General features: G+C 70.0%; 15 protein-coding genes. 5 read left to right on the forward strand and 10 right to left on the reverse strand.

The genetic code is table 11. From position 1 onward, the window contains the following. Positions 1 to 16 precede the first annotated feature (16 nt). Positions 17 to 490 carry an RDD family protein gene (locus RHCRD62_RS12305; RefSeq protein WP_050064969.1) on the forward strand — a complete coding sequence of 158 codons (474 nt, stop codon included), beginning with the start codon at positions 17 to 19 and terminating at the stop codon, positions 488 to 490. A 184-nt stretch (positions 491 to 674) separates the two neighbouring features. Here the strand turns inward: RHCRD62_RS12305 and RHCRD62_RS12310 are convergent, their stop codons facing one another. The 4 genes from RHCRD62_RS12310 to sucB all read right to left on the reverse strand — a co-directional run bounded on the left by RHCRD62_RS12310 (position 675) and on the right by sucB (position 5209). Then, entirely contained in the window at positions 675 to 1430 is a 756-nt protein-coding gene (locus tag RHCRD62_RS12310) for a DUF4191 domain-containing protein (protein ID WP_050064970.1), read from the reverse strand. A gap of 56 nt (positions 1431 to 1486) precedes the next feature. Beyond that, positions 1487 to 2524, reverse strand: coding sequence for a lipoyl synthase (gene lipA, locus RHCRD62_RS12315; RefSeq protein WP_050064971.1), 1038 nt, complete (start codon positions 2522 to 2524; stop codon positions 1487 to 1489). A gap of 38 nt (positions 2525 to 2562) precedes the next feature. Further along, the gene (gene lipB, locus RHCRD62_RS12320) at positions 2563 to 3327 is read right to left on the reverse strand and encodes a lipoyl(octanoyl) transferase LipB (protein ID WP_050064972.1); all 765 of its coding nucleotides are present in this window, start codon (positions 3325 to 3327) and stop codon (positions 2563 to 2565) included. Between the two features lie 136 nt (positions 3328 to 3463). Next, a complete protein-coding gene (gene sucB / locus RHCRD62_RS12325) occupies positions 3464 to 5209 on the reverse strand; it encodes a 2-oxoglutarate dehydrogenase, E2 component, dihydrolipoamide succinyltransferase (RefSeq protein ID WP_050064973.1) in 1746 nt (581 codons plus the stop codon). Positions 5210 to 5478: 269 nt separating this feature from the next. Here sucB and RHCRD62_RS12330 point away from each other — a divergent pair, with 269 nt between their 5' ends. Beyond that, a complete protein-coding gene (locus RHCRD62_RS12330; protein ID WP_050064974.1) occupies positions 5479 to 5814 on the forward strand; it encodes a hypothetical protein in 336 nt (111 codons plus the stop codon). 71 nt (positions 5815 to 5885) lie between these two features. On the opposite strand, the gene RHCRD62_RS12335 is transcribed toward RHCRD62_RS12330, so the two are convergent. Then, positions 5886 to 7397 (reverse strand): leucyl aminopeptidase, encoded by a 1512-nt coding sequence (locus RHCRD62_RS12335; protein ID WP_050064975.1) that lies wholly within the window; start codon positions 7395 to 7397, stop codon positions 5886 to 5888. Between the two features lie 149 nt (positions 7398 to 7546). Here RHCRD62_RS12335 and gcvT point away from each other — a divergent pair, with 149 nt between their 5' ends. Together gcvT and RHCRD62_RS12345 are read left to right on the forward strand one after the other, a co-directional pair. Continuing rightward, on the forward strand, positions 7547 to 8647 hold the full coding sequence (gene gcvT, locus RHCRD62_RS12340; protein WP_050064976.1) for a glycine cleavage system aminomethyltransferase GcvT: 1101 nt from the start codon (positions 7547 to 7549) through the stop codon (positions 8645 to 8647). 84 nt (positions 8648 to 8731) lie between these two features. Next, the gene (locus RHCRD62_RS12345; RefSeq protein WP_050064977.1) at positions 8732 to 9835 is read left to right on the forward strand and encodes a branched-chain amino acid aminotransferase; all 1104 of its coding nucleotides are present in this window, start codon (positions 8732 to 8734) and stop codon (positions 9833 to 9835) included. A gap of 120 nt (positions 9836 to 9955) precedes the next feature. On the opposite strand, the gene RHCRD62_RS12350 is transcribed toward RHCRD62_RS12345, so the two are convergent. From RHCRD62_RS12350 to RHCRD62_RS12365, 4 genes are all read right to left on the reverse strand, one after another. Then, positions 9956 to 10717, reverse strand: a complete 762-nt coding sequence (locus tag RHCRD62_RS12350; protein WP_050064978.1) for an adenosylcobinamide-GDP ribazoletransferase — start codon at positions 10715 to 10717, stop codon at positions 9956 to 9958. 4 nt (positions 10718 to 10721) lie between these two features. Next, positions 10722 to 11765: a nicotinate-nucleotide--dimethylbenzimidazole phosphoribosyltransferase gene (cobT, locus tag RHCRD62_RS12355; protein WP_253277312.1), complete on the reverse strand. Its 1044-nt coding sequence runs from the start codon at positions 11763 to 11765 to the stop codon at positions 10722 to 10724. 97 nt (positions 11766 to 11862) lie between these two features. Further along, positions 11863 to 12399, reverse strand: coding sequence for a bifunctional adenosylcobinamide kinase/adenosylcobinamide-phosphate guanylyltransferase (locus RHCRD62_RS12360; RefSeq protein ID WP_050064980.1), 537 nt, complete (start codon positions 12397 to 12399; stop codon positions 11863 to 11865). Between the two features lie 3 nt (positions 12400 to 12402). After that, positions 12403 to 13377 (reverse strand): helix-turn-helix domain-containing protein, encoded by a 975-nt coding sequence (locus RHCRD62_RS12365; protein WP_050064981.1) that lies wholly within the window; start codon positions 13375 to 13377, stop codon positions 12403 to 12405. Between the two features lie 84 nt (positions 13378 to 13461). Here RHCRD62_RS12365 and RHCRD62_RS25830 point away from each other — a divergent pair, with 84 nt between their 5' ends. After that, positions 13462 to 13638 (forward strand): hypothetical protein, encoded by a 177-nt coding sequence (locus RHCRD62_RS25830; protein ID WP_157050892.1) that lies wholly within the window; start codon positions 13462 to 13464, stop codon positions 13636 to 13638. A 56-nt stretch (positions 13639 to 13694) separates the two neighbouring features. On the opposite strand, the gene RHCRD62_RS12370 is transcribed toward RHCRD62_RS25830, so the two are convergent. Then, on the reverse strand, positions 13695 to 14369 hold the full coding sequence (locus RHCRD62_RS12370; protein ID WP_050064982.1) for a DUF3043 domain-containing protein: 675 nt from the start codon (positions 14367 to 14369) through the stop codon (positions 13695 to 13697). Positions 14370 to 14467 lie beyond the last annotated feature (98 nt).

Here is a 14467-nt window from a genome sequence, read left to right on the forward strand (position 1 = left end):
CGCCTATCCTGGACACATGGCGCGCATGACTGGTTCCTGGCTCTCCGGCCCCACGGCCGCACTCCCGATCGACGACGACGGTACGCCGAAGTATCGGGGCGAGCGCATCGGACTTCCGGCGACCGGCCGCGGCTCACTCGTCGGCTCCGGGCACCGGATCGGCGCGCTGATGCTCGACTGGCTGATGGCGGGAGGCGTCGCGATCCTGATCCTCGGCGGAGACGCGCTCGACCCCCGGCTGTCCAGCGTCGTGCTGATCGTGTGGTTCCTCGTCGGCATCGTCACGGTGACGCTCTTCTCGTTCACGCCAGGCCAGTACATCGTGGGACTTCAGGTTGCGCGCATCGACAAGCCCGTCGGCGTCGGAATCGTTCGCGCACTCGCCAGGCAGGTGTTGCTCGTCTTCATGGTTCCGCCGCTCATCACCGACGTCGACGGCCGCGGCATGCACGATCGCGCGACCGGAACCGCGCTGGTCCGCAGCCGGTAGCAGCCGAGGCTGTGCAGTCAAGGGCCGTAACACGCACGATGTCAGTGGTGCGCCCGCCGAGACCCTGCCCCTGATCGGTACGCGTTCTCCGCACCACACAGCGCAAAAAGCTCACGACCACGTCACTCGAATCGAGAGATCCGAAGTGACGTGGTCGTGAGCATTGTGCGAAGCGTCTGAGCGCCTACCGGCGGCGGATCGTGCGCTGCACGCCCTTCATCTTGGCGCCGCCGGGGACCGGGCCCTTGGGCATGGCCGGGCCGCCGCGGGTGCCGAGTGCGGTGAGCCGCGACTCGATGGAGTCCATGCGCTTGGTGTCGATGTTGCGCGGCAGCTTCGTCAGGTACTTCTGCAGCTGACCGAGCGGCACCTGACCTTCGTCGTTGCCGACGACGATGTCGTAGATCGGGGTGTCGCCGACGAGTCGTGCGACCTTCTTCTTCTCCTGGGCGAGGAGCGGCTTGACCCGCTGCGGCGCGCCCTCGGCGACGAGGATGATGCCGGGGCGGCCGATGACGCGGTGCACAGCGTCGAGCTGGGTGGTGCCGGCGATCGTGTTGGTGACTCGCCAGCCGCCCTGCAGGTTGTCGAGTGCCCACGCGGCAGCTCCGGCCTGACCGTCGGCCTTGCCGTAGACGGTGCGCTGCACGCGGCGACCGAAGATGACGAACGCAGCGAGCACGCCGAGCAGGATGCCGACGGGAAGCAGGAACCACTGGATCCCGAAGGGCAGTCCGATCAGGAACAGCACGACGGTGATGCCGACGAGCGCGCCGATCATCAGCGGCAAAAGGAGCTTGTCTTCCTTGCGCTGAAGCTGGAATGCCTGCCACAGCTGAGTGCGTCGCTCCTTCGACGCCGCCTTGCGCGCCGCCTTTGCAGCGGCCTTCGCCTCTTTCGATGCCTTGCCCGCTTTGCCGGACCTACTGCCGTTCGCCATACCTCACAGGATACGACCAGGCCCGGTCGCCGATCACACCCGACCGGGCCGGGATGTCAGGCGCGAGCGAGACGCGCGAGCAACGAACCTGCTTCCTGGGAAGCGCTGCCCTCGTCCGCGAGGTGCGCCTGCCCCTCGGGGAGAGCGCGGCCGTGGTGGGCCATCGCCTGCGCGTACAGCCGTCCCGCCCGATACGACGACCGGACGAGGGGACCGGCCATGACGCCCGCGAATCCGAGTTCGGTCGCGAAGTCGGAGTGGTCGACGAACTCCTCCGGCTTGACCCAGCGCTCGACGGGATGGTGTCGCGGCGACGGGCGCAGGTACTGGGTGATGGTGATGATGTCGCAGCCGGCCTCGTGCAGGTCGACCATCGCCGCCTGCACCTCCTCCGGCGTCTCGCCCATGCCCAGGATCAGGTTGGACTTGGTGACCAGGCCGAAGTCGCGCGCGGCGGTGATCACCGCGAGGGAACGTTCGTAGCGGAACGCGGGACGGATCCGCTTGAAGATCCGCGGCACCGTCTCCAGGTTGTGCGCGAGGACCTCGGGGCGCGCGTCGAAGACCTCGGCGAGCAGGTCCGGGTTCGCATGGAAGTCGGGGATCAGGTTCTCGACGCCGGTGTTCGGGTTGAGGGCGTGGATCTGGCGGACCGTTTCCGCGTACAGCCAGGCGCCCTCGTCGGGCAGGTCGTCGCGTGCGACGCCGGTGATCGTCGAGTACCGCAGCCCCATCGACCGGACCGACTCGGCGACGCGCCGCGGCTCGTCACGGTCGAGGTCGGCGGGCTTGCCGGTGTCGATCTGGCAGAAGTCGCATCGCCGGGTGCACTGGTCGCCGCCGATCAGGAAGGTGGCCTCGCGGTCTTCCCAGCACTCGTAGATGTTGGGGCAACCGGCCTCCTCGCACACCGTGTGCAGGCCTTCGGACTTCACCAGCGACTTCAGTTCGCTGTACTCCGGCCCCATCTTGGCGCGGGTCTTGATCCAGTTCGGCTTCCGCTCGATCGGAGTCTCGGCGTTACGGACCTCGATGCGGAGCAGCTTGCGCCCTTGTGGGGCGGCGGAGGGTGAGTTCTCGGGTGCCACAGTCACGAAATCGATGCTACGCCCGTCACATTCTCGGCCCGCGGTCAGCCGAACCGATGCGTGGTGAAAGCCGGTGCGGCGGCGTCGCCGGACGGGAAGACGTTGCGTTCGATGTCGTGATCGGCGACTGGGAGGGTGCCGGCGAACGCCGCGACGACGGCCTCGACCACGGCCGGTACGACGTCGGAAACCGTTACCCTCCTGCCCAATTCGCCGGACAGTGAGGAGACACCCGCGTCCGTGATGCCGCAGGGCACGATGTCGTCGAAGCGGTCGAGAGCGGCGTCGCAGTTGAGGGAGAAGCCGTGCAGCGCGACCCCGCGCTGGACCCGGACACCGATCGCGGCGATCTTGCGTTCCGGCAGCCACACGCCGTCGCGCATACCCGCCGCCAGCCACACGCCGGACCGGCCCTCCACCCGACCGCAGTCGAGGCCGAGATCGGTGCAGACCGTGATCAGCGCCTCCTCGATGCGGCGCACGTAGTTCACGACGTCGACCGGTTCGGCGAGCTTGACGATCGGATAGCCGACGAGCTGACCGGGACCGTGCCAGGTGATCTTCCCGCCCCGGTCGACGTCGATGACGGGGGTTCCGTCCGTCGGGCGGTCCTCCGGTTGGGTGCGCCTGCCCGCGGTGTAGACGGAGGGATGCTCGAGGAGCAGCAGGGTGTCGCGGCCGAGGTCGTTGGCGCGGTCGTCGGCGAGCCGACGTTGCAGTTCCCAGGCCTCGAGGTAGTCGACCAGGCCGAGCTCGCGGATGTCGAGAGGTTCACTGTCGGTGCGGACGGAAGAGGTGACCCTGGTCATTCTCGACACGCTACGCCTGGCGTCGGGTCGCGCATCGCGTGCCTCTCGCCCGACCGTGAGATGAACTGGCCAGACACGCGAATCGGGGTGTCGCCGACGGTACGGCGACACCCCGATTCGGTGGAGCGAGAAATTCCTACAGGCCGAGATCCGCGTCGAACGCGGCTTCCTCGAGACGCTGCTTGATCGTCGTCAGGAACCGACCGGCGTCGGCGCCGTCGATCAGGCGGTGGTCGTAGGTCAGCGGCAGGTAGCACATCGACCGGACGCCGATGGACTCGTTGCCGTTGTCGTCGGTGACCACCATCGGACGCTTGACGATGGCGCCGGTGCCCAGCATCGCCGCCTGCGGCGGAACCAGGATCGGGGTGTCGAACAGTGCACCCTGGCTGCCGATGTTGGTGATGGTGAAGGTGCCACCGGCCAACTCGTCCGGCTTGAGGCCGCCGGTGCGGGCGCGCTTGGCGATGTCCGCGATCGCGCGAGCCAGACCGGCGAGCGACAGGTCTCCGGCGTTGTGGATGACCGGGGAGAGCAGACCCTGCTCGGTGTCCACGGCGATGCCGAGGTGGACGGCCGCGTGGTAGGTGATCTCCTTGGCGTCCTCGTTGTAGCTGGCGTTGACGTTCGGGTGCGCGCCGAGTGCCTCGACGACGGCCTTCGCGAAGAACGGCAGGAACGTCAGGTTGACGCCCTCACGATCCGAGAAGCCGGCCTTGGCCTGCTTGCGGAGCGCCGCGATCGTGGTGACGTCGACCTCGAAGGTCTGGGTCAGCTGCGCGGTGGTCTGCAGCGACTCCCGGGTCTTGACCGCCGTGATCTGGCGGATCCGGTTGACCTTCTGCGTGGTGCCACGAAGGTGTGCGAGTTCCGGACGCACACCCGCTGCCGCGGCGGCCGGGGCCGATGCGGCCGGAGCTGCCGCGGCGGGCGCAGCGGCCGGAGCCTTCTTCGCCTCGGCGGCGGCCAGGACGTCCTGCTTGCGGATGCGGCCACCGACACCGGTGCCGGTGACGGAGGCGAGGTCGACACCGTTCTCGGTGGCGAGCTTGCGCACGAGCGGGGTCACGTACGGCGTCGAGTCGCTGCTCGGAGCGGCAGCGGGCGCCGGGGCAGCGGCTGCAGGCGCAGGTGCGGGAGCCGGTGCGGCAGGCGCGGGTGCCGGGGCCGGCGCCGGGGCAGGCGCAGCTGCTGCGGGTGCCGGGGGAGCAGGCGGTACCGGGGGAGCAGGCGGTGCCGGGGGAGCGGCAGGCGCTGCCGGTGCGGCGGCCGGGGTGCCGGAGCCGACGACGGCGAGCTGCGCGCCGACCGCGATGGTGTCGTCTTCCTGCGCATTGATCTCGAGCAGGGTTCCCGCGACCGGGGAGGGGATCTCGGTGTCGACCTTGTCGGTGGAGACCTCGAGGAGTGGCTCGTCGACGGCGACCTCGTCACCGACGGCCTTGAGCCAGCGGGTGACGGTGCCCTCGGTGACGGACTCGCCGAGCTCGGGCATGGTGACCGGGGTGCCGGATGCCGGGGCCGCGGGCGCGGCAGGTGCGGCGGGCGCGGGTGCAGCCGGGGCCGCGGGAGCCTCCGCGGCGGGCGCGGCGGGAGCCTCGACTGCGGGAGCCGCAGGGGCCGCGGGTGCTGCGGGGGCGTCGTCGGCGCCACCGATGACTCCGAGCTCACCACCGATCTCGACGGTGTCGTCCTCCTGCGCGACGATCTTGGTCAGGATGCCGGCAGCAGGCGAGGGGATCTCGGTGTCGACCTTGTCTGTGGAGACTTCGAGCAGGGGCTCGTCGAGTTCAACCGTGTCTCCCTCCTGCTTGAGCCACCTCGTGACGGTTCCCTCGGTGACGCTCTCACCGAGAGCCGGCATCTGGACGGAGAAGGCCATTTCTTTTGACTCCTCGACAGTTGTGTTCGGGTTTGTGAGTTTGTCGACTTGTGGTCGAAATTCATTTTGCAGTACGGGCGCTGCCTCGGGTTGGGCTGCGATGGATGAACACGCCGTCCGAACAGCCGCGCCGCGGTGCGTACTCATCCTTACACCTACGCGGATCCGCCGTCCGATGAGGGCCGCATCACAACGTCTCACCAACCTCACAGCATTCGCTGGCACACTGCAATTGCACAGGTGTGTGGGATCGGAACGAGGTGAGCGCGATGGGGCTGCGTACGAAACTGTTCGGCTCTTCCCACCGGAAAGGTGAGCGGGTCCGCGACGAGGACGCCGCCTACCTCGCGAACTGGGCGCGTTCCCACATCGGAGTCGAGGCCTTCGTCGAACCGAAGACCACCGTCACGCCCACGACCGTCGTCCTCGTCGCGAACGACGGCGCGTGGACGCGTCGCGCGGTCGGCGGTGAGCGCGGTGCCCGCAAACTCGGCCACGACCTGCGCATCCCCGTGTACGACGTGCGCAAGACCGGGTATCCGCAGCGGATGCGCGACTACGACTCGCGGCAGCGGATCCTCCGCAAACGCGCCCGGGAGGCGTGAGCGGCGACACCGCCCGTGCGTGATCCTCACACCCCGGGGGAGCGAGAATCACGCACAGGCGTGCGGCACGCCTAGCCGTTGGCGGCGATGTCCTCCAGAACGGTGATCATGGTGCGGACCGGGACGCCGGTGCCACCCTTCGGGGTGTATCCGAACGGGCCGCCGGTGTTGTACGACGGGCCCGCGATGTCGATGTGCGCCCACTGCACGCCGTCCGCGACGAACTCCTTGAGGTACACGGCCGCCGCGAGCATGCCGCCCCACCGATGGTTGGTCACGTTCATCAGGTCCGCGACCTTCGAGTTCAGGTCGGCGCGCAGTTCCTTGGGCAGCGGCATCGCCCACGCGTTCTCGCCGACCTCCTGCGCGATGCTGGCGACGCGGTCCCGGAAGTCGTCGGTGCCCATCACGCCGGATGTCCGGGTGCCGAGCGCGACCATCTGCGCACCGGTCAGGGTCGCGGTGTCGATCAGGTAGTCGGGGTTCTGTTCGCAGGCCTTGACGATCGCGTCGGCGAGGACGAGTCGTCCCTCGGCGTCGGTGTTGACGACCTCGACCGTGGTGCCGCCGTACTGGGTCAGGACGTCGCCGGGGCGTTGCGCGGTCGCCGACGGCATGTTCTCCGCCATCGGTGCGTAGGCGTCGACCGTGACCTTCAGGCCCAGCTTCGCGGCGAGCACGACGGTCGCGATGACCGCGGCGGCGCCGCCCATGTCGGACGTCATGTTCTCCATGCCGGCGGCAGGCTTGATGGAGATGCCGCCGGTGTCGAAGGTGATGCCCTTGCCGACCAGGGCGACCTTCTTCGCGCCGCGTCCGCCGGTGTGGGTGAGCCGGACCAGGCGGGGGCCTCGCGACGAGCCCTTGCCGACGCCGACGATGCCGCCGTAGCCGCCCTTCTCGAGTGCCTTCTGGTCGAGAACCTCGACCTTGAGGCCTGCCGCGGTGCCGAGCGCCTTCGCGCGGACAGCGAACTCCTCCGGGTAGAGGTGGCTCGGCGGCGTGTTCACGAATTCACGTGCGGTTGCGACGGCTTCGGCGATCGCCGTGCTGCGCGCGAGAACCTTCTTGGTGGCGGCGGTGCGGGGCGAGTCCACGAGCAGCTCGACGCGGCCGAGCGGCAGGGCGTCCTCCTTGGGTGCCGATTTCGCCTTGAACTCGGTGAATGTGTACGCGCCGAGGTAGAAACCCTCGGCCGCGCCGGCCAGGTCGATCGACGACAGCGTCGTCGCGGCGACGGCGGTGCCGCTCAGAGCGCGCGCGGCGGCACCCGCCGACGCGCGGACCTGCTCGGTGTCGACCGCGTCCGGGGCGCCGAGCCCGACGGCGACGATGCTCGAGACGGACAGACCCGCCGGTGCGGGGACGCGCGTGACCTCCTCCGCCTTGCCGGTCGCGCCGACGGCGACCAGACCGGCGAGGACGGATTCCGCGGTCGCGTCGTCGAGGGCCTCGCCGACCGAGACCTCCGGCCCGTCGGGGCCGGTGGTGAGGCCGACGACGAGCACGTCGACCCGGGCGGTGATCGAGCCGGCGAGGACGAGTTCCGGGCCGATCGGTGCGTCGGACGTGGCAGGGCTCACGGTCAACTCCTGGGGTGTAAGTGATTGCGTTGTCCGCAACTGTAGTTCGCGGTGTCACGGCGAGTCCGGCGCCGCTGCCCCGGCCCCTCGACCGGGTGGTCGGCGGATTCGGCGGCGTTGCAGGCTGCGCGGTCCGTTAGCGTGGTGGCATGAGCAATGCGGAACTCCAGCACGGTCCCCTCCACGCCCTCCATGTCGAACTCGGCGCCACGTTCGCGCCGTTCGGTGGATGGGAGATGCCCGTGTCGTATGCGGGAGTCGTGGCGGAGCACACCGCTGTTCGCGACGCGGTCGGTGTGTTCGACGTGAGCCACCTCGGTAAGGCATCGGTGGTTGGTCCGGGTGCCGCGGCCTTCGTGAACGCCTGTCTGACAAACGATCTCGACCGGATCGGCCCCGGCCTCGCCCAGTACACGTTGTGCGCCAACGAGACGGGCGGCGTGATCGACGACCTGATCGCGTACTTCGTCTCCGACGACGAGGTGTTCCTGGTGCCGAACGCGGCGAACACCGCCGCGGTGGTGGCGGAACTGGCGGCGCAGGCGCCGGAGGGCGTGACTGTGACGGACCTGCACCGCGACCATGGCGTGCTCGCCGTCCAAGGTCCGCGGTCGGCCGAGGTCCTCGCTGCGCTCGGGTTGCCCACCGACATGGACTACATGGCCTTCGCGGACGCGGAGTTCGAGGGCGCACCGGTGCGGGTGTGCCGGACCGGCTACACCGGCGAACGTGGTTACGAACTGCTGCCCCGCTGGGACGACACCGCGACGGTGTTCCGGGCGCTGGTCGCGGCCGTCGAGCAGGCCGGAGGCCAGGTCGCGGGCCTCGGCGCACGCGACACGCTGCGGACGGAGGCGGGGTACCCGCTGCACGGTCACGAGCTGTCGACCGAGATCTCGCCGCTCGAGGCGCGGTGCAGTTGGGCGATCGGCTGGAAGAAGCCGCAGTTCTGGGGTCGCGACGCGCTGCTCGCGCAGAAGGCGGCAGGCCCGGCGCGAACGATGTGGGGCCTACGCGCACTCGACCGCGGCGTGCTGCGGCAGGGGCAGTCGGTGCTGCGCGACGGCGCCGTGGTCGGAGAGACGACGTCGGGGACGTTCTCGCCGACGTTGAAGGTGGGGATCGCGCTGGCTTTGCTCGACTCGTCCGCGGGTCTGGTAGCGGGTGACGAACTGACCGTCGACGTGCGTGGCCGTGCGCTGCGGTGCGAGGTGGTCGCGCCTCCGTTCGTTCCGGTGCACACGCGCTGAAACAGACGCCTCCGGGTGCTGTGACGGAACGAAGATCCGCACTCGCGCAATGTCGTGCACGGAGGGTTGGATAGGATTCGGCGCATGACTGGTGTCCTCGAATTCACGCGCGTTCCGCATCCCTCACCTGCTTCCGAGCAGGAGCGCGCGCGAGTACTGGCCGCCCCCGGGTTCGGGACCTACTTCACCGACCACATGGTGACGATCGACTACACCGAGGGTCGGGGCTGGCACGACGCCACGGTGCAGCCGTACGCACCGCTGCAGATGGATCCGGCGACGATGGTCCTGCACTACGGGCAGGCGATCTTCGAGGGACTGAAGGCGTACCGCCAGCAGGACGGGTCGATCGCGTCGTTCCGGGTGTCCGCGAACGCGGAGCGCCTGAACACGTCCGCTCGGCGGATGGCGATGCCGGACCTTCCGGAGGACCTGTTCCACCGGTCGATCACGGAGCTGCTCGCCGTGGACGGCGACTGGGTGCCTGCCGCGGGCGGCGAGGACGCCCTGTACATGCGGCCGTTCATGATCTCGACGGAGGTCGGGCTCGGGGTGCGTCCGTCGAACAGCTACAAATACCTGCTCATCGCGTCGCCGGCGGGCGCGTACTTCTCGAAGGGCGTCAAGCCGGTGAGCGTCTGGCTGTCCACCGAGTACGTGCGCGCCGCGCCGGGCGGCACCGGTGCGGCCAAGTTCGCGGGCAACTACGCGGCGTCGCTCGTCGCGCAGGCGCAGGCCGCGGAGAAGGGGTGCGACCAGGTCGTCTGGCTCGACGCGATCGAGCGCACCTACGTCGAGGAGATGGGCGGGATGAACCTGTTCTTCGTCTTCGGCTCCGGCTCCGAGGCGCGCCTGGTCACCCCCGAACTGTCGGGTTCACTGCTGCCCGGTATCACCCGCAATTCCCTGCTCACCCTCGCCGCCGACGCCGGGTACGCCGTCGAGGAGCGCCGGATCAGCACCACCGAGTGGCGGGAGAAGGCGGCGTCGGGCGAGATCACCGAGGTGTTCGCCTGTGGCACCGCCGCGGTCATCACTCCGGTCGGCACGGTCAAGTCCGCCGAGGGCGAGTTCACGGTCAGCGGCGGCGAACCGGGTGAGGTCACGATGGCGCTGCGTGACACCCTCACCGGCATCCAGCGGGGCACCTTCGCCGACACCCACGGCTGGATGACCACCCTGGCCTGACACGGTCGAGGTCGAGGTCGAGGTCGAGCAGGCGCCGGGCCCGGCTCGCGAGCCGGCGGGTGTCGCCCGATGTGCGTCGGACGACGTGCTAGGCCGGGCCGGTGCCTGCTGACGCGCCGGTCAGCCTCCGACGAGGAACCCGACCGCGGTCACGGCGACGGACACCTCGATCGCCGCGCCGAGGACGTCGCCGGTGATGCCACCGAACCGGCGGGCACAGTGCCGGGTCAGTCCGAGTGTGAGCGCCAATGCGGCGGCTGCGACCGCGGGTCCCTGCCACCAGCGGTCCGGGACGGCGAACACCGCACCGGCGACGAGGACCGTCGACCACGCCGCGCACACTCCTGCCCGCTGCGTCCCCGCGACGAGGGCGCCGAACCCGGTGGGGGCGGCCGCGGGCAGGGCGGTCCGGCAGGTGAGGACGGCCGCGACACGGCCCGCCGCCACCGCGGTGACGATCGCGGCCCACTGTCCGCCTGTGGCGAGTGCGCCGAACGAGAGTGTCTGTCCACCAAGGCAGATCAGGAGTGCGGCTGCGCCGAAGGGGCCGACGCCGCCGCTGCGCATCACCTCGAGTGCGCGGTCGGGCGGGCCGTAGCAGCCGAGGCCGTCGACGGTGTCGGCGAGCCCGTCGACGTGCATTCCCCGGGTCGCCAGCGCCAACGCGGCAACGGCGATCAGCCCGGCGAGGGCGGGGTCGAGCGACGCACGGAGGGCGATCCACAGCACCCCGGCGGCGGCCGTTCCGAGCAGCAGTCCGACCAGTGGCGTCGAGGTGATCGCGCGTCGGCCCGATGTCCGGTCGATGGCCGGGCCGTCGTCGCGATGCGGGACGGGCAGGACCGTCAGCCAGGACAGCGCCAGCCGCAACCCGCCGAGCACCGGACTACTCCGCTGACTCGGGCTCGGGCTCGGGCTCGGGGGCGGCGTCCCGGGTGCTCACGCCCGCGTCGTCGAAGGTCGCCATGTTCGCGAGGGTCGCGACCGCGCCCTGCAGGATCGGATAGGCGACGAGCGCTCCCGACCCCTCGCCCAGGCGCATGCCGAGGTCGATGATCGGATCGAGCTGCAGCTGTCGCAGCGCCACGGTATGCGCCGGTTCGGGGGACCGGTGGCCGGCGACCCACCATTCGCGGGCGCCGGGAGCGAGGTCCTCGGCGACCAACGCGGCCGCCGTGACAACGACCCCGTCCACGATCACCGGCGTGCGCCGCACCGCTGCCTGCGCGAGGAATCCCGCCATCGCGGCGAGGTCCGCGCCGCCGCCGATCCGGAGCAGCGCCACCGGATCGGCGACGTGGGGACGCACCCGTCGGAGCGTGTCGCGGATCGCCGCCGTCTTCCGCGACCAGCCCGCATCGTCGACGCCGGTTCCTCGGCCCACGGCAGCCACGGGCTCGGTGTCGGTGAGCGCCGCGATCAGCACGGTCGCCGGGGTCGTGTTGCCGATGCCCATCTCGCCCGCGATCAGCAGGTCGGCGCCCTCGTCGACCTCGGCGTCCGCGATGGCGCGGCCCGCGTCGATCGCCCGGACAACCTCGTCCTGGGTCAGGGCGTCCTCGCGGTCGATGGCGCCACTCGAGCGGCGAATCTTGAACTGGGAGACGGTGGGATCGGTGTCGGCGTCGACCGAGATGTCGACGACGCGGACACCGGCGCCGGTGGTCGCGGCGAGGGCGTTCACCGCGGCCCCTCCGGAGGTGATGTTGGCGACCATCTGAGCCGTCACCTCGGCGGGGTACGCGGACACACCGTGCCGGGCGATGCCGTGGTCACCCGCGAACACCACCACCCGCGGGCGCGTGAAAACCGTGGGAGGGCACTCGCCCTGGCATGCGGCGACCCACGCGGACAGGGCCTCGAGGCGACCGAGCGACCCCGCGGGCTTCGTCAGCTGAGCCTGGCGGGCATTGGCGGCGGCGCGGACCATGGCCGACGGTGCGATGACCGGGTCGAACGTCACGGACTCGGAGGTCGAGTTCGAATCGGTTGTCACAGTGGGCCTTTCGTTGGATGCCGAGGCATGATCACTTCAATCGGACCGTCAGGCCCGCGACGGAGAGCAGTACCTCGTCGCACACCTGTGCCAGCCTGCCGTTCAGGGCGCCGATCTCGTCCCTGAACAGCCTGCCCGACCGGGTCTCGGGAATGACACCCAGCCCCACCTCCGGGCTGACCAACACCAGCATTCCGGCGTGGCCGGAGACCGCGTCGACCAGGTCGTCGCAGCGGGTGCCGATCGTGCCGCGCGGCGCATCCCACGCGTTGGCGGCGTCGAGTTCGGTGGTGAGCCAGGTCCCGAGATCGTCGACCAGCGTCGGCGGACCGCCCGCACGCAGGAGTTCGGCGAGGCCGGGTCCCGATGCGCTCTCCAGGGTCGTCCAGTGCGCAGGTCGGCGTCGGCGGTGCTCCTCGATCCGGTCGGCCCAGTCGGTGTCGTCGGGATCGAGCGCGGATGTGGCGATGTACCGGACAGCACCTGCAGGCATCAGTGACTCGGCGTGGCCGGACTTACCGGAGCGGGCCCCGCCGAGAACAAGGGTGCGATGCGCGGCGGTGGACACGCGCTAGACGGTACCAACGGCCTCGGCGGCGTCTCCGAAGCGTCGGCGGTACTCGGCAGGCGCGAGTCCACGCTGCCGCTGGAAGTGGTGACGCAGCAGGGCGGCGGATCCGAATCCGCAGCGGTGGGCGACGTCCTCGACGGGAAGATCGGACCGTTCCAGCAGCTCCTGCGCGAGAAGTACCCGCTGCGCAGTGAGCCATCTTCCGGGAGTGGTACCGGTCTCGGCGGCGAACCTGCGGGCGAAGGTTCGAGGGGACATCGCGGCCCGGGACGCCAACGATTCGACCGTGTGCGGTGCGGCGAGATGGTCGCCGAGCCAGTCGAGCAGGTCGGCGACACCACCCGCGGCACAGTCCGGGGCCGGACGTTCGATGAACTGCCGTTGACCGCCGTCGCGCTGCGGTGGGGTCACCATGCGCCGGGCGATGGTGTTCGCGACGTCGGACCCGAGTTCGCGGCGAACGACGTGCAGGCAGGCGTCGATGCCCGCGGCGGTGCCCGCGCTGGTGACCAGCGCACCCTCGTCGACGAACAGGACGTCCGGGTCGACGGTCGTCGCAGGGAACGCGCGGGCGAGTTCCTCGGTGTGCATCCAGTGTGTGGTGCACCGGCGCCCGTCGAGCAACCCCGCCGCCCCGGCGAGGAAGGCGCCGGAGCACACCGACAGGACGATGGCGCCGGAGTCGGTGGCAGATCGGATCGCGTCGACGGCGTCGGGCGGATAGTTGTCCCGGATCGTCGTCGCGGAGAGCACGACGAGGTCGGCGCCCGCGAGCCCGTCGAGGCCGTGATCGGGGGTGAGGGTGGTGCCGGAGATGTTGGTGCGCAGGGGAACCCCGGCCTCGATGCCGCAGACGCGGAAGTCGAAGGCGGGCACACCGGCAGTCGAGCGGTCGAGGCCGAACACCTCGCAGATGGTGCCGAACTCGAACATCGCCACCCGGTCCAGAAGGAGGACCGACACGCGCGACAGCATGAATCCAGTCTATGGCGCTATCTTGACGGTGTTTGTCATTGCTGCCACTTTCGGCAGCAATTGTTCGGTCGAAGAATTACTGCCATGAACGACACCATGAGTCGGGCCGTCGCAGCGGTGTTCACGCGGGGCCGACAACGAGCACGCAGGAATCGTCACCTCGTCGACCCGCGCCGCGGAGCGGACGCCGTCATCGACCGGGATGTCGAACGCATCGCCGCCGACATGACGGTTCTCCGGGGACGAGCACCGCACAACTGACCGGTCGATGCCGGCGGGACGCGGCCCGCCGGCATCGAGGTCAGACGGTATCGAGGTCAGACGGCGTCGCCGGGGGAGACGCGGGGCTGCGGGGCACGCATCTTGCGGATCTGCGACGAGCGCACGAACGCATACCAGCCGAGCTTGAATCCGCCGTCGATCGAATCCGGGAAACGCTCGCGGACCTTGTTGTTGATCTGACGTCCCATGATCACGCCCTCGACGACCATGAACAGCATCATCACGAACATGACCAGCGTGACGATCGCCTGCATCGCAGGATTCAGGAACATCGCCAGGATCAGCAGCACCGCCAGCGGCATGAACATGCCGACCAGGTGACGGCGCGAGTCGACGAGGTCGCGCACGTAGGCCCGGACTTCGCCCTTGTCGCGAGGCAGGAGGTACTTGTCCTCGCCCGCGAGCATCCGGGCGCGCCGATCCGCGGCGTCCGCGCGCCGCTCGGCGGCGGCCGCCTTGCGCTGCTCCTTGTCGCCGCGGCTCTCCTTGCGCCGGGCCCGTGCCTCCTTGGAGGTCATGGGCGCGGGGGTGACCGGGCCGCGTCGCTTGCCTTCCGCCTCGCGGCGGGACGGCGTCGGCCTGCCCTTGCCTTCGGTGACAGCGGACGGGGCCTTCGAACTCGGCTCGGTGGCGGTCGACTCGTCGACCCCGGCGTCACCGGCGTCACCGTTGTCGGGATTGTCGGGGTTTCCACGGCGCAGCAGTTTCACGTCACCAGGCTACTTGCCTGCGGGTACTCCTTTCGACCCCGCTCACCCGTCCGGCTCGATCGGTGGCCGGGCCCGCCCGTCGATCCGGTCCTAGACTC

Origin of the sequence: Rhodococcus sp. RD6.2 (genome assembly GCF_001040705.1) — a bacterium.
Classification (GTDB): Bacteria; Actinomycetota; Actinomycetes; order Mycobacteriales; family Mycobacteriaceae; genus Rhodococcus_G.